The sequence below is a fragment of the uncultured Microbulbifer sp. genome (assembly GCF_947504145.1).
GTDB lineage: Bacteria > Pseudomonadota > Gammaproteobacteria > Pseudomonadales > Cellvibrionaceae > Microbulbifer.
Genome location: NZ_CANNGQ010000004.1, coordinates 569,609 through 591,953 on the forward strand (window position 1 = coordinate 569,609; position 22,345 = coordinate 591,953).

The following is a 22,345-nucleotide window of genomic DNA, read 5'->3' on the forward strand; positions in this document are numbered from 1 at the left end:
ATGATGAAAAAATTGTTCTGGATTCTATTGCTTTCTTTCGCTGTTGGTATGGCGCTATTTTATTTTTTAATAGAGAGTAAAGTTCAGAGGTTTTCAGAAAGTGTAAGGCCTGGCTTGCGATCTGTGCTTGTTGAAATATATAAGTCGAAATTGTTTGGCGGATACTGGGAAAACCAGCTTATATTACAAATTGAAAGGGCTAAATCGCTTGCTCCATGGAATAGGGCTGAATTTTATGGTGCGATAATTATTTATTCTGATTTGGATACATCAAGGGCGTACTTGTTTGTCACTACAGTTGGGAGAGATAGTGCTGCGATTGAGATAATGTCGAGCGATAAATATATCAGTTCGATAGAAATGGAAGATTATGAAAGGCATGAGTTTAATGAATGGTTTCAAGAGATAAATAGGGTGCGTTCGCTTTTTGAGCTTGACAAGCTGAATGGTAGTGATTCATCCCTGCCGTAAATTTCTGAGCGTGATTTAGTTTACTTCGAACGTGACAAATTACTCAAAATATGCGTCTTCCTTATAGCCCCATAGATTGATTTTTTCTGCGCGCCCCGGGAAGTGAGTAGTTAGATATGGCGTCGTGAGATTTGATTCAAAATAATCCAGTTAAGTCATTTGGGAAAATGGACAGTCTCGCTTTATGAGTATGAAACATAAGGCTATAAAAGTGGAAATGAGATGTTTCATCTATATGCCTCGATGGAAATTAAACTTAGTGAAGAAAATTTCTATGACCCTCGGGAAGATGCAATTTTGAATAAATTTCTTCGTGAGCAGGGACTCCCATAAATACCGGTTTATTTAAAAGAGCGGGGAGCGGGAAATCGTGAGAGAATTCTCGACAATGTATCAGAAAAACCGGAAGTTATACTGCCCTGAGAGTATTTCAAAAGACCTTGCTTAGGAAGCGATGGCTAAAAATCAGTGTTGTTGTGGCCTGACGTTGTTCAGGATTCTGTGTCAGCGATACGCGGCATCATCAATTAATGCCTGGTAGCTCAAACTGATTGCGTGTGGTTTTTCTGGGTGTAAGTAAATATATAGCAACGGCAGAGAGTGTGGGATGGGTGAAGAGGAAATTTCCACGTTGCTACATTGTTTGGCAATCTGGCTTAGAGCTATATTGATTATAGGTTCTGGCATACTTGCAAAACGAAAAAATAGATCCATAGTTCTATGGGTTTTTCTTTCATCAATCAGCGGATTTCCTGCGTTTGTGGTAATCGCATTACTACCTGCACGCTGCTTCAACTGTAAGAATAGTTTGGGAAGACTTGAAGGGTATACCTGTGGGAAATGTGGGGCGGTGGTCGTGCTAAATACACAGCAGAGTAAAGGGCTACTATAAAAATACCGCTTGATACCAGCGTTGCGGCCGTCTGGGCCGCGCCACTCTCAGCCGCCACGGGCAAAAAACCGATTGCCTATAACCAAGACGGCACCGTCACCACCACCAACGCCATGGGGCTGCACACCACCTACCACCTGGAGCAGGCTCGCCCCAGCTACCGACGCTTGGTGCTTGTCGAAGGCCAGGCAACCCCCACCTGTCCTAACGTGCGGGAGCAGCACGAGTACGATGACAACGGCTTCCTCGCCCTCGCCCTCGCCCTCGCCCTCGCCCTCGCCGTCGATGGAGAAAACAAGGCCCTGCGCATGCAGCGCAACGCCCGCGGCCTGATCGAGCGGGAAGAAGACGGTCTCACCCACCAACAGGGGCAGTGGCTACCAGTGGAAGGTAGCAGCCTCATCGAGCGCCAGTGGCATACCGACCTGCCATTGATCACCGAAGAAACCCACAGCCGTTACCACCTGGGGCAATGGCAGAGCTACCGTAAAATTGATCATCGCTACGACCCGGCGGGCCGGCGCACCAGCACCACCGACACTGACCTCAGCCAGCAGAGCTTCCCCTACAGCACCTACGGCGACACGCGCACCTGGACCTATAGCTACACCGACAACCCGAACCTCCCGGGCGTCCCCGCCACCATTACCCTCAACGGCCGCAGAGCCGTGGGCGAAGACGGCAGCGACGACATCTACCAGTACGACTTCAATAATGAGGGGCAGATCAACAGCATCACCAACCCCCTTGGCCACCGCACCGTCATCGAGGGCTACGACCAACAGGGCAACCCCACCAATGCACAGCTGGCCAACGGCCTGCACCTCACGCTCAGTTACGATGCCCAGGGCCGCCTGAACAGCCTCAGCAAACAGGCAGAGAGTGCAGATACCTCTATCACCACCCACTTCGAACACAACCCCAACGGTACGCTCAAGCAGATCACCTTCGCCGACGGCAGCTGGCAGCGCTACGAATACAACGACGCTCGCCAACTCACCGAGGTTCACTACAACTGGGGGGAAACCCTCTACATCACCCCCGGCGACATCAGCGGCAACTGGGCCACCCAGGAGGTCTACAACGCACAGGGACAACTGGTACGCAAATCCCACCGCATCCTCGACAGCCTCGGCCGCATCCACCAGCTGATCGGTAACAATGGCCAGCAGACAAAAATCGACTACACCCGCACCGGTCAACTCAAAAGCATCATTCAGCAGGGCATCGACAACCCCAGTGAGCGCCACTACGACAGCCTCGATCGCCTCGTCACCAGCATCGACGCCTTACAGGGCAAAACCCAGATCGACTACAGCCTGCAGGGCCCCGTGGCCCGGGTCACCGACGCCGAAGGCAGCAAAACCCGCTACATCCACAACGGCTTCGGCGAAGTCATCTGGCGCGGCAGTGACGCCACCGGCGAAAGCACCTACTGGCGCGACCCCGCCGGCAACATCGTGCGCCAGCACAGCGGTGAAAACCCGAATCAAACCCACTGGCACTACGACCACCTCAACCGCCTCACCCTCGCCGACTACCCCGGTGAAACCGAAGACAGCCTTTATCAGTACGACCAGACCGACGATATCCACGGCAATGGTGTTGGCAAACTCACCGCACTGATCGACCACCACAGCCGCACCGACTACCAGTACAGCGGCTTCGGCCAGGTCACCGCGGAAATCCGCAGCTTCAACAGCGCAAGCAACAAAGACAATAAAAAACAAAACAACACCGCGAGCGACACCCAGATACTCCGCTACGGCTACAACGATCATGGTGCACTGGCCTACATCCAGTACAACAACGGCGCTCAGGCCCGCTACCACTACAACAAAGACCGTATCGAAAGCGTCGATTACATCGACCGCAACGGCAACAAACACCCCATCCTCGACGACATCGAATACCAGGCCTTCGCCGGCCCCAGTGCCTGGCAGACTGGCAATGGCCTCGATTACCGAAGAGAAAGCGATCTCGACGGACGCATTACCAATATCCAACTAACCAATGACAACGAAACAGTCTGGCAGCAGCAATACGAGCACGACACCACCGACAACATTACTCAAATAGAAAGAACGGAACAGGGTAAAAGAAACCTGACCAATTACGGCTACGATGCCCTGCACCGCCTAATCGGCGAACAACACAGTGCAACAGAAACCACCGACAGTTACACCACCAGTTACACCTACGACGGTGTGGGCAACCGCCTGTCCAAAGTCCACAATAGCCAGAAGGCCATCTATGAATACGCCAAAGGCAATCGCCTAGTCCACTGGAAAGCGCCATACTCAACAAGCGCAGAAAGCTCGTTAATCGGGATGTCAAATCAGACCAAAGAGAGACAGGGCCTGCCAACCCGCACAGCCCAAAAACCCCAAAGCGGTGTGCAAATCACTGAAGAAGGCGATCTGGAGGAACGTATCCACAACCAGAAGAACCGTTTGGTTACCTACTTCAAAAATGGCAAACAGATAGCTGAATATCACTATGCCGGCAACGGACAGCGCATAGAAAAGCAGTTGCATACCAAACGTACCCGCTTCCAGTACCTGCTAACCACCCAATTGGCACAAGAGATTTCACAGGCTAAGGGCGACAAAGCCGAAAAAATGAAAGTAAATGAGCGAAAAGAAGTCCACTACCTGTGGCTGGGCTCTACCCCGGTAGCGCACGTTAGAAATAGCGGGAATCAACCGGTAATCACCTACCTCCACAGTGACCACATAAATAGCCCCAGAGCGGGGACGAGTAAAGAAAAACAAATCAGCTGGCGATGGGAAAGTGATGCGTTTGGTATGTCTATTGAAAATTCAAACGCCAGTGCAGCAAGGAAAGTCACGATCAACCTTAAGTTCCCTGGGCAATACTACGATCAGGAATCTGGGCTTCACTACAACTATTTTAGAGATTATAACCCGGCATTGGAGCGTTATATTCAAAGTGATCCGATTGGACTAATCGGCGGCGCCAACGCATTTATTTATGTAGGCGGAAATCCAGTACAAGGCTATGATCCCTTGGGGCTATACGATAAGGCCGTACATTATTATATGACGTATTTTTTAGCGATCACTGCTGGGCTAAGTGAGAGCCAAGCTAGTATTATGACTACGGCAACACAATACGTTGATGACAATCCTTTAACAAATCCTATTCCAGCGGGTGCAGAGTGGTTCAATTTTGCTAACGTTGCCGGTGGAATGAAAGAAGCAGCTGAAACCTACAATGCTTTGCAGAGTTACCACTTCACCTTGGACTATGATAATGGTGCTGGGGGAGATTCATTGCTTAAAACAATAAATGAGAGCGAAGACGACTACGCGCGCAGAAGATTCAGTGATCCCGAAAGTGGACAGCTAGCCTTGCTTCGAGATGCAGCGATGGGATACTCCAACGTATGTCGAATGCCCGGCGATGCGACGCCTGAGGACACGAAAGCTCAGCTGTATGGTGAATATTTGCATGCTTTTGAAGATACGTTTGCACACAGGAATGCATTAAATGTCCCTTTGGAGATATTCAACGCTGAAGGAGTAATAGGGCATATGATGTATGGACATAGCCCAGACCATACATACAACCAAATTACGATTACAAACCCACACCCAACGCAGCCGGGGTCCGATCCAACCTGGTCTAAACTTTGGAGGTATAATGAGTTAAGAACTCTCCAAATGGAGAAAGAAGTATTCGAGAATATACGCAGAGACTTTGGTGTAACCTCAGAAGTTTCATGGAAAGATTTAGCGGGTGACGGCAACGCCAATATCGGGGTTAACAGTGGTCAGTGCGATGACTGCTGGACGAATGGAGTTGCACCAGATTATGAGCTTGCATCGGGCAGCGTTGGTATTCTTCAACAATTCAATAGCTTCATAGATGAAGGTACAGATGAAGGAATTTTGGCGAAGAAAGCTATTTTGGATGAATGGTTAGATGCAAATGGCTTTGATCCTATTCCTAATTACGATGACAACTTGGGCGAACAAAATAGAGGACAAATCCTTAGTAATGTTACGGAAAAACCAGGACTAATACTGCCGTGAAGACTTTATTTGATAGCTTAAGTCACAAGCTATGGGTAAAGTTCATTATTATTGCGATTATCTTCCTTCCGTGGATCCTGTCTCTTAACTTAGTACCAAAATACGGATATATACTCTACTCAAAAACTGACAGCCCTGTAAAAGGCGCTCATATACTTGTAAGGCATTCAAGAGACTACCGCTGGACTTTAGGAATGGAAAAGCTAAGTGGCCAATGCACTTTATTGAACTATACGGTTAGCAGCAGTGATGGAAGATACGGGATCGGTAGAGTGCCCATTTCACGGCAGGATATTATCAGTTTAAGAAAGGTCTTAAGCTACAAGGGCGCAGTATATATTCCACTTGAATATAATCCTGAAAACGGCATAATCGAAAAAATATATGAGGCCCACTGGCCACCAAAGGTGGTAACAGGTAGGCCTCCAACACTAAAAGTTTATGAAAAGAATTTCAATATTGTTTCCCGTATACAACGTATAAGTGATTTCCTTTTTCTTTTAACTGATACATGTCAGTTGAGTGAAGCTCAACTGACAGAGCTGAAAAACGAAATATATAAACTCGTTGCTCCAGAAGTTAGATTGTTGTTTCCCCTTTGGCTCGCATACCTCTCAAATAACCCCTACCCAGAATCCACATCTGGCATGCCCTACGATCCATTAAAAATTAAAGTGGATGTGCTATTTATTCGTGTAATGGGAGACTCTGTGAGATCGAAGTTAAACGCTGCCTCCTATCCGAACGCGACCGAAAAATGCCCGTATCTCTATAGAGGCATAGAAAAACCCCAAAATATTACTTTGGACAAAGATGCATGTTTTCGTTGATCTTGAATAAATTCCCTACAGAATATTTCCATATTTAAGCAGTGGACCCAAAGATGTCATTTCGTTGGACTTTACTGATATTTTTGCTGATAAGCCCCTTTACAAAAGCTGTTGATCTGCACATACAGTGGCCTGATGGTTGGCAGTATAAAGTGGTTGACCGCAGCGATATCTACTTGCAGTTAGTCGCGATAAACAAGGGTGATTCCGGCCGAATAAACCAGTCTCTCGACATCCAAGCGATACAGCTTCGCCCTTTCGATAGAAAACCTGTGCAGCGTCCTAATGCCATGGACATCAAGAATTTAACAGAGTCTTTACGCGAACAAAGCATGTCCTTAACGGAAGAGAAAACGCTTAGAATAAAGACGCTACAAAAAAACTGGGTTACTATTTTATATTCACTCACAGAAAGTCATCAGCATCGACAAATAAGCGTCAACAGATGGAGGTGGTTTTTTCCAGAAAAGATCAATGGTAACAATAACAGCAACTATTGAAGCCGAGGGTGAAAGCTCCTTCCTGCCGATACTTGCGCTAGTGGACGGAATGCAAGTTGATTAAGTAGTTACGCTTAATTGGATAAGGTGATGAAAATTGGGGTCAGAGTAACATTAAGAAGTGAAATGCTGCTCCCTAATCCCGACCTGTATCAGGATAAGGCGGCCCGGCTATAAGGGGCGCGAGTCTTAACATAATACATTAAAACTCCGGCACATTGCCTTGCTAGTTTTGTTGTTATCTGTATGGCGCGCCTTCAAGAGCGCCAGGCGGTGAGGCATGGGCGGAAGTCTTTCAACAGGTTTTTTAGATACTAGGAATCAATATGCTGCTAGATATTTACGGTCAAAAAGGGATGGATGAATTTAATGATAATTTGTTGGTTCTTGATAGGCTGCTAGAGAGCAAGAATTTTCTTACAGGGATTTCTCCTTCGTTTGATATGACTGCTATTGATGTTGAGGCGTTGAGTAGCTTTACTGTAATTAATAAATGTTCCTGGGCAATTGAGATGCTGGATTTAGATGGCATGCAAGAAAAGCAATGCCCTTACACATATCAATACTATGCTGGAATGCATAATATTTCTTTTCTAAAAACCGGAAATAAAAAAGAATTTTCTAAACAAAAAGAAATAATGGATAGAATTAATAGTTGTAGGAAAAATGAAGATGATTATTTTTATGTTCAAAGAAAGGTTGAAAATCGTTTTGGTGCGCTAGGAATATCGAATTTCCTGGCTGAAAATTATTGCACCCTAGGCTGTCAGCAGAAGAGGTAAAATATAATATTTCTGAGAGGTTGTATATGCAGGTTCAAGACGACTTCGACCTTATGGTCCATGCCTGCTATTTTGGCGCTATTGAGGAAGATCCATGCAGTCAACGTTTATTTCAGGCTTATCAAACCGGTGGGATGCCGTGTGGTTGGCTTGGTTTAGTAGACTATCAAGATGGAGCAGATCCGAAAGAATGTATCGCGCTCTTTCATATGCATGCATAGAATAAAAAATCCTCATAATTCTATATCAATGATAACCAGCGCTGCATCTACGGTACTTGGGTGAAGATTGACCAAATCAATTAAGACCGATATGCACTCGTAGCAACACTTCGAGTAATAGTTTCCCCCAATCACATAATTGGGCCCGCCCCAAATTGCATGAAAACCGGCTGCCCAGAAAGTCTACTAAGAATCCAGTAAACTAATATCACGACGGATTGCGCTATGATCGATAAGGACATGATCTTGTTGCTAAATATAATATCAATCTGGCTTAGGGTAGCTATCTATTTGAGTTGCGGCATTCTTGCAAAACGTAAAAACAGGTCTGTACTGCTCTGGATTCTTTCTTCGCTATTTGGAGGAATGCTCACATTTTTTGTGATTGCGCTGATGCCGAAGCTTTGTCACGGATGTAAAAAGAGCTTAAGAAAGCACGATGGCGACTGCTGTAGTAAATGCGGTGCCGCTATTTTCATTAATGAATCGAGACCGATCATAAACTGATATAGACAGGCGAAAGGCTATATTTCTCTGCAATCGAAATCTTCGGAGAAACCACCAACGAAGTCGAAAATCGTGATCCATACTGCGGATTGTTTATAGTAAACTAGTTGGTGGTTTCTATTTTACAAAGACATTCACCCTTCTATGCATTGAATCCGGAGCGGTTGACTCCGGATCATCTACTTCACCATAGCCGTACGTAGTGATGTTTAGCGTTGAAAGCTCTGAATAATTTTTGAGAGCATTACCAAGTGCGTCAGCGCGTCTGGTTGCGAGTAATTTATTGTACCAATGCGGGCCATTTCGATCCGCGTAGCCGGTGATCAGAATACTTTCCGCGTTGCTTTCCTGGATTTTGTCGACGACTCTGCTGACCAGGTCACTACTGTTTTCCGGCAACTCAGCACGATCGAAATCAAAATAAATCGCCTCTATTTCTCCTGTGAGTAGCCTTAGATTTTCAGCGTTCGGAACCGTGTTCTGATTAGTTCTGAAGACAATATCCAGGTCAGGTATCCTGTCTGCTTCAATCAATCTCAATACGGTTCTTGGTTCTTTGTCGAGATCAATCACGTAAAACTGCACGAACCATTGTTTTCCGTCGTTGTCTTGTCTGCGGGAAAGAATATACTTTTGACTGAATTCGTTTCCCGCTATATCCGCGGAAAGAAATAGCTGCCAGCCAGTGAGGTCACCACAACCAATTCCTTCGCAATTGTAAAGTGTCTCGAAATTGCTCTCGGAGAGAGATGCGAGAAATTCTTTATAGAGATACTCACTCGTATGCCGGCTACTAAAGTCGTGAACATAGCGCGAGGAACGACCCGCTACCGTAAGTAACTTTTCTGAGTAATAGCCTTCGTCATCACCTTTACTATTCCTATACGAAATTGCATCTGCGGGCAGCGCAATTTCAGCATGGTGATGCCGATCTGATTTGAAAAGATTGGCATTGGGGAACCGTTCCAATAGCGTGTGGTCGACGGCGGAGGAATCTACAGATAAAGTGCAGCAGAATGAAAATAGTAGAGTTATATAGTAATGCATTTTAATCCATAACGCCTTTTCGAATAAGATCGCAATCTAGTATTGTATTAATAAGCTGGGATTGGCTATGTACGTGGCCTGCGATCAGTACCGGGAACAGGACATGATCTTTATCCTGAAGATACTGACCCAAAATGTTTTTGAATTCCGCCAGATCATTTGCACGGTAATGATCGATCTTTTGCTGGCATCGAGAAGGACTGTTAATGGCCATTTTTGAGAGTATCTTCTCTTTAAATTCGATTGCACCTTGCATAAGTGCATGGGCTTGTTGGCGAACCGATTCGTTTCGGTAGTCGAGACGATATTGTGGATCAGCCATTACCTTCTCAAACTCTTGCTGCACGTGATCTCGCATCAAGTCGTTGATATCAGCTAATGTATCGTAGTAGGTTTTCTCTTGCTGCTTGAATTCGTCCGACTCCAAAATTTCCGACGCCCATGCGTCAGGTGTTGAGAGCGATGCCAATAATAGGCACAGGAGTATGTAAGTTTTATTGGATGTTTTCACAGTTAATACCTTGTTGGTTGTCGCCCTCACAACGAACGCCAGATTGCATGCGAACGATGCTGTAACTTCTGAGAGGGATTAAATATCTGGAATTCCCATAGGTCTGACGAAGGCTTTCACAGACTTGCCAGTCTGGGTCTGAAAACTGACCCGCGCGCAATGTGCGCCAGATAATAAAATTTGCAACCGGCACCTCCAGGTCATAACAATATCTGGACTTGATCCTGAGAAGGTTGGCATCCTGCAGGTCGACACTATCGCCATCAATGGATTGCACGGTCTGTATACGGGCGTCGAGATTTTCGAATGGTATTTGCCAAACGCTGGTATTGCTGACACGAAACTCGCCACCAAAGGCTGAGAACGGACAGTTGCCCCCGGAGCAGCTTTCGAGGTCGCGGTAGCGTACCGCAAAGTGGTCAAATACCTGTTTTGTGGGCCACTCGATCTCTATGGGCTCATAGAGATGTGATGCTTCGACAGCAGTCCGCATCGCGCCGAGGCCAATTAGGTCCGGCGCATTGTAGAGATTTTGTGTGGTGCTCGATTTTGTGTGGTCTGCCACATGTCCGAGTGCCGCCATTCTATCGAAAAAAGTAGACCGCATTGGCGAAATATGCGCGTTGTTAAGTGCGCCTGCCCTTGCTGCCTGGAACGTCGCATTATTGAGGGTTGCCTTACCACGATAGAGCAGGGAAATTTGAATCACGCCCATAACGAGAATCACCACAATCGGAAATGCAATGAGCATTTCCGGTAGTGCCTGACCTTTTTGCTGACGCAGAATCCCGAGCATCACTCTTTACCAGTAATCGCGGTGATAAGCCCTTCTCGCAGCATCACGAATTGGTGGGAGTAGTTTCCATCCGTGAGCGCGGTTTTGCGATGGCCCTGCTCTGATACTGCGATGGCCTGTTTCACACGGAGAAGAGAAAGGTTGTACCAGCCTTTGGGTTCCTCCGGGTTGAGGTCTATGCATTTTTGGTACATGGCTTCTGCAGCGGGAAACTGGCCAGTCCTCACATAGATGTTGCCAAGGCGAAAATAGATGTCGTAGTTATCGGGCATTGCCGCTTTGAGGCTCAATAGCACTCGCTCTGCTTCACTATAGATCGCTCTGTTATAAAAATGCTCCGCCAGTTTCATATCTTCAGTGACGGATTTCGGCGTGTTTTGGGCGCAGGCAGTGCAAAGGGTCGTAATGAGAAGAATGGTTAGGATCTTATACATGGATGGTATCTCCGACTTTCCAGCTCGGCTGGTAGTTCTGTAAATATATTTCGACCGTGGAGGTTGCACCGAAACATACGGCGACTCGATTCTTCTTCATGGGAGTGATTGATTTCAAAATCTTGTTGTTGCTATCGAGAAAATAGACAGCGATTGCATGGGGGAATCCAAAGGTATGGACTGACCAGCAGGGCTTTATCCATATTCCATCGTGTTGTCTGGCGGATTTGCTGAACAACCCCTTTAATCGTCTAATGAACGTATTGGCGGGGTACAAATCGGGCGCCGCGCCGCGGTTCGGTACTGCCATGCTAGAGCGCCTCCATGAGCTTCATCGCGATTGGAAAGAATATGACGATAAAGGTTGTGGGGAAGATAAATGCAACCAGTGGAAAAATGAGTTTTACAGGGGCTTGCATAGCCAGTTTTTCCGCCTTCTGAAACCGCTCCATCCGACGTTGATCCGACTGGATTTTGAGCGTGTTTCCGACCGATGCACCGGTCTTCTCTGCCTGAATAACAGCGGAAACAAATGCGTTAATCTCAGAAATATCCAGGCGATCTGCCATCGTTCTCAAGCCATCATCGCGTGACATGCCCGCCCGTAAATCCCGCAGGTACTTTCTGAACTCGATTTTCATGGGCGATTCTGGACCTTTATCGACCGATTGCATGATAGCGCCCGTAATGTTCAAGCCTGCCTGTGTGGACATGGTGAGAAAATCCAGATAGATGGGAAGGGAGCGAACTAACGCCTGTTCTCGCCGGGTACGTATATCTCTTACACTCATCATGGGCATGAAGTAGCCAACGCCAGCACCTACCAGAGCGTAGAGATAGTCAAATGCGCCCAGCATTACGGATAGGCAAGAAGCGATGGCAGCCATGAGGACAGCGGACGTGATTTGCAGGCTGAAATACTGTGCTGGTGACATCACGTAATTCAGCCCGGCTTTGATCAGGGACTTCTGATACCGAACCAACCATTCAACCGGTAGCCGTTCCCCGATATAAAAGGAAACCAGATTGACCAGCGGCCAGATCTTCTTGAGCTGCGAAGGAACAGGATCAAGGTACTCCCGTTCTTCTGTTGGTACCTCTTCTTTGATGCCCTTGACGGACGTATACAGTAGGACTACGGAAACGGGGATCAGCAGCAGTACCCAGTACTTGTATAACTCTAGGTTCATGATTCACACATCGATGGTGACAATTTTTTTGATGAATTTGTAGCCGGCAAATTCAAGCAGAACAACCGCCGCGCACGCGATCCAACCGCGCCAGTCGGTAAACAGCAGCGACATGGTCTCAGGTTCGATGCCGTAGATCGCAAGCCCGACGGCAATGGGTAGAAGTGTCATCACCCATCCCTGTAATACGCCCATGGCGGTTAGACTCTTTATCTTCCCTTCCATTTCAATGCGTTTTCTGATGGTGTCCGCCAGGCGCTCAAGTACATCGGCGAGACTACCGCCTACTTCGCGGGATATTTTCATGCCTGCGACCACGAGCTCCAGATCGGGTATGGGTACACGTTGATACATTTCATCCAACGCTTCTTCGAAATTCCTGCCCATTGTCAGTTCGCTTAGAAGCATGCCGAACTCCTGGCTTAGAGGGCCGCGAGTCTCTTTTACTACCAGATCTAGCGCACCGGCCAGGTTTAGTCCGGAGCGAAGCATATTTGACATGGACAACAAGGCGTCGGGAAGGTCTTTGCTGAATTTCTGGTAGCGAAGTTTGCGGAGTAGCGAAACGACGATCCCGGGAAGAAAGTAAACCACTGACCCAAGAGCCAGAGATAACAATATGGATTCCGTAAGAAGAAACGAAATCAATACGATCGAGACAAATGCGCCCAGGCTTATAAGCTTGAGTCTTTTGTCATCAATGAAAATAAACATCTCTGCCAGTGAATTGCTGGCCGTATGCTTTATCTCCTTGTTGTACTGATTTACCGCCGTTTTGGTAGACCCAAAAACCGCATACCCAAGCGCGGCGACAGCGCCAATACCAAGAATACTGACAAGGAAAAGCGGGTTCACTGGTTGACACCTTCCCGTCTGAAGATTGACAGGTCTACGGGAATACCGCGCAAAGAGAGTTTTTCATAAAACTCAGGCACATTTCCGGTTGCTTCAAAGTGCCCTCTGGTTTTTCCATTCGCATCGAAACCAAGCTCCCGGTAGCGGAAGATCTCTGAAATTTGTACGGTGGTCCCTTCTACGCCGGTAATTTCAGAAATACTGGTAATTTTTCGGGCGCCGCAGGCGAACCGAGACTGCTGAACAACAAGGTGTACCGCTGATGATATCTGCTCTCTAATAGCGGTAACCGGGAGGTCCATGCCGGACATCATCACCAGTACCTCAAGGCGGGAAATACAATCACGTGGCGAGTTGGAATGAACGGTAGTCAGTGAGCCGTCGTGGCCGGTGTTCATGGCCTGTAACATATCCAGTGCTTCGCCACTCCGGCATTCACCGACCACGATACGGTCCGGCCGCATACGCAGACAGTTTTTCACAAGGTCGCGGATCGTGACTGCGCCAGAACCCTCCTGGTTTGGCGGGCGCGCCTCAAGCGAGACGACATGTGGTTTGTTGAGCTTGAGTTCTGCGGCATCTTCTACTGTGATGATACGTTCGCTGTCAGGTATGAAATTCGACAGAGCATTCAACAGGGTTGTTTTACCCGACCCTGTTCCGCCAGAAATGATGATGTTCAAGTGCTGTGTGACGGCCATCTGAAGAAAGTCGATCATCGGGCGGCTAACCGAACCGAAATTTAGCAGGTGCTCCATGGTGAGCTTTTCCTGCATAAATTTCCGTATGGTGAGGGACGGGCCACGTATGGCAAGTGGTGGAATAATCGCATTGACACGGGAGCCGTCGCGTAGGCGGGCATCGACCATGGGTGAACTTTCATCGATTCGCCGTCCAAGGGGCGAGACGATACGGTCTATCGCACTGAGTACCGCTCTGTCGTCGGAGAAGCAGATGTCTGATTTTTGTAGTGAACCTGACTTCTCAAAATAGATTTCATCGTATGAGTTGACCATGACTTCACTGATGTCGGGATCTGCCAGCAAGTCTTCCAGTGGACCGAGTCCCACCGCTTCTTCCAGCACCTGCTTGAGTATGTCATTCCGGTCGAGCCCCGTCGTAGGAAAGTCTGGCTCAGTGTCAATGACTTCGCTCAGTATCCCTGCAGACAAATCTCGCAATTCATCAATGGAGAGGTTGGAGATGTTGGTCCTTCGCAGATCCATGGTTTTGATCAATCCGGCATGGAGCTTGAGCTTCCATTCTCTCGCCAGCTGAACCTTTGCACTATCCGGTACTGCCGCAGTTGCAGCATCAAGCGCTACTAGCTGGGGTTCCTTCTGTTGCGCGTATTCTTGGTCTGGCATGCCAGGCGCGGAGCTTTCCACCGGCGCACGATCAGCCTCCAGGAGGCGGCCATCTTCTATAGTCAGCAGGTAGTCGCCGATTGAGATGGTTTCGCCATCTTTTAGAGGGCCATATTTTCGGTCAATCTTGATGCTGTTGACCTGAACTTCCGCCCGTTTATCGCCGGATTCAATGAAGATCTGGTTTCCAGAAGTGGAGACAATGGCGTGTTGCCTGGAAATTCGCCAACCGGCAAGATCGATGAGCGCATCTCGACCCTTGCCGATCACAAAACGATCGTTCTCACTAAAATACCGCCCTACCGGGGTACCCTTGCGGGTTTCAACGGTGATTTTCATCATTATTCCTTGAGCGCGGCATCAATCGTCAGGTTAGCCTGATGTTCAGTGATCATTTCCCGTGCAAAGTCACTGAGGAAGACGTCTTCTGCGTCTCCGGGTGTGATGATTTTTGGCGTCAGGAGTACAACAACTTGCCGGTCTTCAATATCGCTGTCTTCAACACCAAATAGATATTTCAGGACGGGCATCTGGCTTAAATAGGCGATACCGCTATTCGCTTCTGAGTCTGCGGTCGAGAACAATCCCGAAATGGCAACCGTCTGGTTATGTTTGAGCTGGATAACGGTTTCAGTACGTCGGTTTTTGGTGCCAGGAACGCCGTTAACCGATACGGAAGGGTCGATATCACTGAGGTCAACGGATACTTCCAGGTTGATATCGTCCCCGAAAATCGTTGGCAGGACCTCGAGGATCACCCCGTAGTCTTCACGCTGTACACTGGCTGCGCCAATGGCATTGATGACGGGAATGGGGAAGCTGCCCCCCACGTGAAACACAGCGGGTTCGCCACTGGTGGACGTCAGCTTGGGTGAAGTCAAAATTCGCGCGCGCCCTGCACTCTCGAGAAAATTGATGGTAGACAGTAGGTGCGAGGTGATACCGAAATACTGGAAAAAGCTGGTATCGCCGATAGGGACAGTTTCAACGATCTGTCGATTGATGTCGTCGGGATCAGATTCGTAAATGATGAAGTCGCCGGGTGTTATGGTCTTGTGAAAACCCCACGCCGGACCTGACATGGAGGTATTCCAATCAATACCGAGCTTGGATACATCGTTGCTGCCAATTTCAACCAGTAATGCATCGACCCGGATCAACGGCTTCTTTGCGAAAGGACGTTCACGGACCAGGAACACTGCATTTGGCACCATGGTGCGAATGGCATCCACTACGGGCACATCGCCCTGGTCAATCTCTCCTTCTACCACGAGCCGGTGGTCCAATGAGTAAGCGCGAAGATTGGGCATATTTTTGGAAAGCATCTGAGCAATGCGGACGTCATCAGACACATAGCGTTCTTCTACATCCACCCAATAGCGGACTTCACGGCCACCGTTGCGCCACAGATGTAAACTAGTACTGCCAGCCTTTCCCCCAATGATCATGACCTGGCCATTGTCCAGGGTTTTATAACTGATCACGTCAGGTTTGCCGATGGCAACCCGGGTGATCCCTTCAATGTTCAGTACGTGCACTTCTCCCGAGTGTAGAGAGAGTGCGTTGGCTCCATTTTTTGCGTAGGTGACAGAGCACAGCAAGCTCAATACCAGTACACCAACCAGATAAATACGTTTACAACCTTTCATCAACTACCCTTGTATGCATGTCTTCCTGCGGCTCATCGCTTGCGGAGAGCGTCATTTCACGCGCGATTCGAGCTAGCCTTCCCTTGGCATTTCGTATGGCCACACGGTGAGATTGTTGGGAGGTGCTCAGAGATAAACTTTCCAGCTTTGGAACCAGCACACCATCTTTTGCGTTGCCAGCCTGATAGACCGCAACGGTATTGACGTTACTGTCATTCAGTTCGTAGCGCGGGTTTATCTCATCCCGCCGGTTGCGCAACAGGAATACCAGGTCACCTGCTCCATCGGCCTCAAATACATCGCGCACCGTTTCGCTGGGCACGCCGAGGGTAATGGTTGGGTACTGCGCGGTTTTGTACATCCCTGGGAATTTGGCGTCGGCAGTGGTGAACTTGCCTGTGGAAAGGACCTTTACCCGCTCAAGTAGCAAGTCAAGTTTTTGACCTTTGTCGGTACGGACCCCCAAGTCAATAAAGTCACCGGACTCGATCATGTGCTCAATGCTCGAAACGCCGTCCACTTCGAGCGTGATGGCACGCTCACCTTCGCTGAGCAAATCCGAGAATCGAGCGATACGTGATACCCCTTCAACGAACTGCCTGAGAAGTGGTTTGCCTGCGCTCATCGGATCGCGCAGTTGCTTAAACTCAACGGCCGAATATTGATCGGGGACGATCGCACCATCTGGAACATACTCAAATGGAATGCTCTTGATGGTCATGTTCTCCAGGTTGATCGGGTCACCGATCGACAGATTACGTTTTGCAACCACAACATTGGTTAGCTGTTGTTCCTTCCGTATCTGGTCGCGAAGCTGCTGCTCTTTCTGGTCGAAATAGAATTTGGTCAAATAGATTGCACCTGCGATACACGCCACTGCGAAAATCATCGCGATTGGATATCGAAATCGAAAAAATAACCCCACTTGGCCTACTCCTGCTATTCGTCTGTGGGCTGAGAAACCGCGTATTCATACGCGCGGTAATTCTTTTTAAACGCTTCAACCAGGTAGCCAACAATCGACTTGTCGTCTAGTGGCGGAAGTGGGGTGAAGCATGCCGCGCCGACGATCAGTACGCCGACAAGATATTCCGGGAAAGATTGGCCGCTGTTTTTATTGATCACCGGCTTCCCTTCCTTGAAATCGTTGCGATTACCCTGGTCTTGTCGTCGATGTTGAATGCATCCATTCGGATACTCTGCGAATTGTTCTCCGCAGTGAACATTGCGGCTTCTGTATTTCTACTGGCCTGGTCGACTACACGCTTCTTATTGATCTGATAGTGGTGCTTTGCGTAATAGGCGGTGTAATAGTCGAGGGTACGTTCAACGCTGTCACCCGATTCCAACCAATAGGAATCGAATACATCGCCATTGGATCGCGAAGTTACTACGGAAACAATATCCGCTCGGCCCAGTGCAGGAAGTTCATGGCGTACTACAGATTTCACGCCTTTTTCTAGATATTCCGGCAAGGGAGAAATTCCTACCAGAACCTGGGATCCCGACAGACCTCGCGGACCGACCTGCACGGTAATATTGTGGCCTTCCTCTAGACGCGAAAGTACCTTCCATTCCCCAATTATTGTTTCAAGATAAGGCTGGTCTGTATCTGCGTCATCAACGTTGTGGGTCCAGTACTCGCGATAAAACGACAGAGCTTCGCTGCCGTCATCTGGAGATGCAAATTCGTATGCGACCAGTGGCAGTCCATTGACCTCCATTTGCTCGCTGACGATATTCACCTGCGCGTCATCGGGAAAGACCATTTCAAGCGCGTGTACCGGTGTCGCGACTAGTGCGATAAGGAAAGGTACCGCAAACGCATTAAATACGCTTAAAGGCCATCTATTCACACGCGGACTCCCGGTTACTGCCGCCATTGAAAACCCGGCTACAAGGCACGACATCCCGCTCGACGATTCCTGGTTTGAAATCGTCCCACTCTTCAAATCCCACAGTTGACGCCAGATTGGCCAGTTGATCGAAAACACCGTTGTTAAATGCACGCTCACCAAGTACAGCGCCGTCGAGAGTGGATTTTATGTCGTTAGATGTCAGTCGTCGCCAGCTCTGGGTATAGAGTGCATTGTTGGCACGCGGGGAAAGTGATCCAATTTGTGCAAGGTTGCGTTCGGTGGCCAGTTGATAGTTGATTGTGGCGTTAACGAGGCCATTTTGTGGCAGGTCAAAATCTATCAGTGCGTTGTTGAGAAAATTGTCTCTTGCACTATATGCACTTCCATCTGGTGTGCTATTGGTATGGGTGTGTTGTGCAAACTGTCCATTATTGATCAGAAGTAGTGGAGCGTAGTCGCCGTTCTGATCCGTATGGAAATAGAGAGGAGATACTTTGGCATTCTGGGTGCCGGATGCAGTGCGATCGCGAACGCTATCAAAACCGACAAATTCCTGCGAAATAAGTCGACGATTGAGTTCGTAGCTGATTTCGGTGGGAGTTTTATCTGTTTTTGCTGTCTCCCATGCGGCATAGCGGGCACTTTCGTAGGCGCGGTGCCGGACATCACCGGTTTTACCGAGATAGGCGATCATAAACACCAAAGGTACTAACACGAAGCTGGCGACAATCAGAAATTCCAGCATGGCCTGGCCGCGGTATTTGTGCATATCAACCTCCTACCAGGGCTGTCAATGTCAGCTTCTGTTCGTCCGTCATACTCGAGAGCCGTGGTTCCCAGAACGGGTTGTACGCATTGCCAAACTCCACTCTTCCGTCTAGCCGGCGAGTATTTACGCGCATCCAGCTATCACTCTGACGGCGAAAAAAAACAGCGGAACCGGCCGCTCCATGGTATGCGTTGTCGGCGGCTCCGGCGTATTCGCCCAACGCGTGGGAGTCGCTTACATTTCCTGAGATATCTGCAGCACTGGCCACGTGACCGGTGGATTTTCTTAGATAAATGAAAGCCGGGCTCTGTTTTTCTACATAGCCTTCCTGGCGGAGATTTCTGAACGGTTGTAGGCCTGTGCTGTCGGACGTGTTGAGGCTGTCGGAGTAGTCATTCGCGAGATCGTTACAGTCCAGTGCGATGACATCCATCAGGATGAAGCCACCGTGATTGCGCGCCCGATTTCTGTTTGCGTACTCTACATCTGTGCAGGAAGAACCCCGCGGATTTACTTCCCAGTGGGAGCGATCTTCATGAATGATGTGGTGGCCTTCATCATTTTCCGGCCCGGTATAGGCGTGGCCGACACCGAGCTTCACGCGCTCGCGATGTCGGGTGGTTCGGGTGCCCCTAAACAGTCGCCAATATCGGGTTGAGGAGTGAAGGGAAATGGTGTCGACGGCACTCCAGGAGGTGAAGGGTGCACGTCGATTCACGGAGTTGGTGTCCCCCCCCAGAACGGTTTCACCCGCGCGCTCAATAGACAGCCGGGAGAATAACGGAATGCCACTTACGCTTTCCGCAGGAATACCGGGCAGCGTGATCCTGCTTGGCATACCCGGAAAGCTGAATCGGTATGTTCTCGCTTCGGAGAAGCCATCTCTCGACTCCATGGTGACATTTCTGAACTGTCTGCAGCGGGCCGCTGTTTCATTCTGGTTGGAGTGATAGTTTCCGCTATTGCGAACACTATCCGATATCTCCAGGCAGTCGTTGGGCCCATGAAACTCTTCCAGGTGTGCAGTGGTCGCCGCAGCCACCGAGACTTCGGCGGCCGAATAGTTTACGTCGGGGTCATTTGCTCTGACGACATCAGAGAGTATCTCCTGAGCGATCAGGCTGACCATCGGGGTGGCGAATTCTTGCTGCCGGGAAACCGCATCCGAATAGGCTGCGACAACTTGCGCAATTCCTGGCGTTGCGGATTCGATACCGGATTGAATACTGTTGGAAACACTCTCGATATAGCCCGTTACGGTATTTACGTACGGTATCCATGTACCAATATCATCGATTGTCTGGGCGAAGGTGTTCAGCATTCGTGACCAGGATGTCATGGTGACCACCTGCGCCATAGTGATCTGATTGGCTACCAATGCCCGGTTCGATAGTGCAACAAAGTTATGATTTTGCGCATAGACATTGGCGACGCTATAAGCTGCGGCGTCGGCCGTATTCTGTAGGCGTGTAGAGGCATTGGTGATCTGATAGGCGTTGAATACATACTGGGCGGAGAGTAATACGCTCAGCATCAGCGCCAGCAGATAGGGGATTACATTCCCTTTCTGGCGATTCATTTGAAATCCATTTCAAAATATCGGCGACAAGTGTCTGTTATTCGGCGGGTTCGGCAGAGTCGAATCCTGGAATTGCATTTGAGGGCAATCAGCCGGCAGATAGGTAATTCCTGCCGGCCAATAGTGTCTGGCAGTGCTTAGTTGCCGCCAGTCTGGTTGCCGGAAGAGTAGTTGGACAGGTCCTTGTCCGTATTGGCCTCGTCAACCGCGTCATCTGCAGATGTTTGTGCCGCGGTAATTTGGGCGTCTCCAGATTGTCCGGACATTTCCTGAGCAAGGCCGCCCATCTGATTGCGCAAGGTATCCCCAAACAGTCGGAATACGCCGATTGCGGCGACGGCAATCAGGGCGACAATGATGATGTACTCGGTCATTCCCTGGCCGAGCTGCTTTTTGTGGCCATTCAAGTATTTCGGTTTCTTTGTGCGGATTAACATTAGATCCCTCTCAATTATTTCGAGTTGACGTGTGCAACTCATTTAATTCCATTAAATATTGGGCCGCTTCGCAAGCGACGGCGGGAAACTAGCTAGTTGTGCAAGTGTTCGCAATGAAAAATTTTACGTTTGTGATCTGATTCACTTTTTATTTTTTTGTATAACTGGTTTGTTTGTACCATGTAATTACGTCTCAGTTGTTCCTGGGTTACTGGACGCTGTTACCAATTACGGGCACTGGCGCAGGCTATTTCGTTTTGTGGAACACTTGTGCCAAGTTTTAGTTCTCGTAATTGTATGTAAGGCCAATGTAATTTATTTACGCCATTTGCTGGTTGGAACATCAATATTCCAATGAAACTGACAAATGTATATGATCGCCGCTAGAAAGACCTGATCGGTTTACCTTAAAAAATGTTGGATCGGAACAAGCGCATGGATAGCTTTTCAATAGGTTTTTTATTGGGCAGGCTGGTTTTTTGTTACCTGTTTGTCTGGGTGATTTGTCTGTGTCTGACGAAATTTCGTTACAAGAACTCGGTAAGCAAGCTTCATGGGCGCTGGGGATTACTGAGCGTAATCTTTTTGACAGTATTGCCTTTGGTGTACCGATCGGTTAATTGAGAGCTCTATTCCCGTGATGATTAGAGGGTTCTGTCGGCGAAAACCATGCCGTTTGCTCTACTTGGTTTTTGGTTGGATCGGTAGTGGCGTTTTTTTGTGCTTTTTAGATGTATGCGTAGCTTCGGCGCCAATACAATCGAGGCAGCTGCAATTAATTCAAGTGGGAAATTCATACCAGATAGGTGTAGATACAGATCCCCAATGGAGCTGGAAAATCGCTAGCGGGAATAGCGCACCTGTGTTTATTGCAGTTTCTCCGGAGCACTATTATCCACCCACAATAGTTACCTTTAGTTATTACACAAAGACGAAACTGCCCGGGACAAATCAAGCGTTAAAAGGTGCTGCATTGGAGGCAATAGTTCGGTCTGCCAGAAACTTTGGTTTCGACATCAAGTCGCAGGATGTTGTGCTACAGCCTGTTAAATATAGAAATTTTTCAGGTTTCAGCTCGGCATTTACCGCTGAGCATCAAAAAACTTTGCAAGACGTAGAAGTTCACGTTGGTAGGGCGGTTTCCGGTCATCCGGTTTCCATGACGGTAATCACCAGGCCCGCAAAACTACCGCATCTGTCTCATCTCATTTCTCGGATCGGAAATAGTTTCGCTCCGATTAATGATACGAATTAGAACCACGCTGAGCCAAGGATTGGTTCTGTTAAGGCAATAAAGGATGTCCACAACAATAAAGTCTGTGTTTTCCCGACAGATAGGCTCTGCACTTACCGAGTATCTACCAATACTTGTTATTGTTCTTTCAGTCGGCATGCAGGTCGCATGGCGCACTTTTGGTGATGAAATCCGGGCGCAGGGTGGCAATGTTTCCAAAGAAATTGCCGGAGTTCCGCAATCCGCGGTACCCAGCTCCGGTAGCGGCGGCCATAATCCTGGCGGCACAGGCGGCGGCACAGGCGGCGGCACAGGCGGCGGCACAGGCGGCGGCACAGGCGGCGGCACAGGCGGCGG

Annotated in this window: 20 protein-coding genes; 5 read left to right on the forward strand and 15 right to left on the reverse strand. The window is 48.6% G+C overall.

The features are described 5' to 3' along the window. The 5 genes from Q1A74_RS15680 to Q1A74_RS15700 all read left to right on the forward strand — a co-directional run bounded on the left by Q1A74_RS15680 (position 1) and on the right by Q1A74_RS15700 (position 7,533). Positions 1–471, forward strand: a complete 471-nt coding sequence (locus tag Q1A74_RS15680; RefSeq protein ID WP_299598319.1) for a hypothetical protein — start codon at positions 1–3, stop codon at positions 469–471. Between the two features lie 1,062 nt (positions 472–1,533). Beyond that, complete coding sequence (locus Q1A74_RS15685) at positions 1,534–5,421, forward strand: RHS repeat-associated core domain-containing protein (RefSeq protein WP_299598408.1); 3,888 nt, start codon at positions 1,534–1,536, stop codon at positions 5,419–5,421. Further along, entirely contained in the window at positions 5,418–6,251 is an 834-nt protein-coding gene (locus Q1A74_RS15690) for a hypothetical protein (protein ID WP_299598322.1), read from the forward strand. The genes Q1A74_RS15685 and Q1A74_RS15690 overlap by 4 nt, the downstream gene beginning before the upstream one ends. Positions 6,252–6,304: 53 nt before the next feature. Next, on the forward strand, positions 6,305–6,751 hold the full coding sequence (locus Q1A74_RS15695) for a hypothetical protein (RefSeq protein WP_299598325.1): 447 nt from the start codon (positions 6,305–6,307) through the stop codon (positions 6,749–6,751). Between the two features lie 326 nt (positions 6,752–7,077). Then, positions 7,078–7,533 carry a hypothetical protein gene (locus tag Q1A74_RS15700; RefSeq protein WP_299598329.1) on the forward strand — a complete coding sequence of 152 codons (456 nt, stop codon included), beginning with the start codon at positions 7,078–7,080 and terminating at the stop codon, positions 7,531–7,533. An 845-nt stretch (positions 7,534–8,378) separates the two neighbouring features. Here the strand turns inward: Q1A74_RS15700 and Q1A74_RS15705 are convergent. From Q1A74_RS15705 to Q1A74_RS15775, 15 genes are all read right to left on the reverse strand, one after another. Continuing rightward, positions 8,379–9,308, reverse strand: coding sequence for an OmpA family protein (locus tag Q1A74_RS15705; protein WP_299598332.1), 930 nt, complete (start codon positions 9,306–9,308; stop codon positions 8,379–8,381). 1 nt (position 9,309) lies between these two features. After that, positions 9,310–9,819 (reverse strand): hypothetical protein, encoded by a 510-nt coding sequence (locus Q1A74_RS15710; protein ID WP_299598335.1) that lies wholly within the window; start codon positions 9,817–9,819, stop codon positions 9,310–9,312. After that, a complete protein-coding gene (locus Q1A74_RS15715; RefSeq protein ID WP_299598339.1) occupies positions 9,803–10,615 on the reverse strand; it encodes a TadE/TadG family type IV pilus assembly protein in 813 nt (270 codons plus the stop codon). Before Q1A74_RS15715 ends, Q1A74_RS15710 begins: the two co-directional genes overlap by 17 nt. After that, positions 10,615–11,049: a tetratricopeptide repeat protein gene (locus Q1A74_RS15720; protein ID WP_299598342.1), complete on the reverse strand. Its 435-nt coding sequence runs from the start codon at positions 11,047–11,049 to the stop codon at positions 10,615–10,617. The genes Q1A74_RS15715 and Q1A74_RS15720 overlap by 1 nt, the downstream gene beginning before the upstream one ends. Before the next feature lie 311 nt (positions 11,050–11,360). Then, complete coding sequence (locus Q1A74_RS15725) at positions 11,361–12,239, reverse strand: type II secretion system F family protein (protein ID WP_299598345.1); 879 nt, start codon at positions 12,237–12,239, stop codon at positions 11,361–11,363. 3 nt (positions 12,240–12,242) lie between these two features. Further along, positions 12,243–13,094 carry a type II secretion system F family protein gene (locus Q1A74_RS15730; RefSeq protein ID WP_299598348.1) on the reverse strand — a complete coding sequence of 284 codons (852 nt, stop codon included), beginning with the start codon at positions 13,092–13,094 and terminating at the stop codon, positions 12,243–12,245. Continuing rightward, on the reverse strand, positions 13,091–14,800 hold the full coding sequence (locus tag Q1A74_RS15735) for an ATPase, T2SS/T4P/T4SS family (protein ID WP_299598351.1): 1,710 nt from the start codon (positions 14,798–14,800) through the stop codon (positions 13,091–13,093). Before Q1A74_RS15735 ends, Q1A74_RS15730 begins: the two co-directional genes overlap by 4 nt. 2 nt (positions 14,801–14,802) lie before the next feature. Next, positions 14,803–16,110 (reverse strand): pilus assembly protein N-terminal domain-containing protein, encoded by a 1,308-nt coding sequence (locus Q1A74_RS15740; protein ID WP_299598354.1) that lies wholly within the window; start codon positions 16,108–16,110, stop codon positions 14,803–14,805. Further along, a complete protein-coding gene (gene cpaB, locus Q1A74_RS15745) occupies positions 16,097–16,999 on the reverse strand; it encodes a Flp pilus assembly protein CpaB (protein ID WP_299598411.1) in 903 nt (300 codons plus the stop codon). Before cpaB ends, Q1A74_RS15740 begins: the two co-directional genes overlap by 14 nt. A 50-nt stretch (positions 17,000–17,049) precedes the next feature. Next, positions 17,050–17,235: a hypothetical protein gene (locus Q1A74_RS15750; protein WP_299598358.1), complete on the reverse strand. Its 186-nt coding sequence runs from the start codon at positions 17,233–17,235 to the stop codon at positions 17,050–17,052. Next, a complete protein-coding gene (locus tag Q1A74_RS15755; RefSeq protein WP_299598360.1) occupies positions 17,232–17,966 on the reverse strand; it encodes a hypothetical protein in 735 nt (244 codons plus the stop codon). The genes Q1A74_RS15750 and Q1A74_RS15755 overlap by 4 nt, the downstream gene beginning before the upstream one ends. Then, entirely contained in the window at positions 17,959–18,738 is a 780-nt protein-coding gene (locus Q1A74_RS15760) for a hypothetical protein (RefSeq protein WP_299598363.1), read from the reverse strand. Before Q1A74_RS15760 ends, Q1A74_RS15755 begins: the two co-directional genes overlap by 8 nt. Before the next feature lies 1 nt (position 18,739). Then, a complete protein-coding gene (locus Q1A74_RS15765) occupies positions 18,740–20,317 on the reverse strand; it encodes a hypothetical protein (protein WP_299598366.1) in 1,578 nt (525 codons plus the stop codon). Positions 20,318–20,454: 137 nt separating this feature from the next. Next, complete coding sequence (locus Q1A74_RS15770) at positions 20,455–20,754, reverse strand: pilus assembly protein (RefSeq protein ID WP_299598368.1); 300 nt, start codon at positions 20,752–20,754, stop codon at positions 20,455–20,457. A 1,382-nt stretch (positions 20,755–22,136) separates the two neighbouring features. Then, a partial coding sequence (locus tag Q1A74_RS15775; protein ID WP_299598371.1) for a hypothetical protein occupies positions 22,137–22,345 on the reverse strand: 209 nt, incomplete at its 5' end.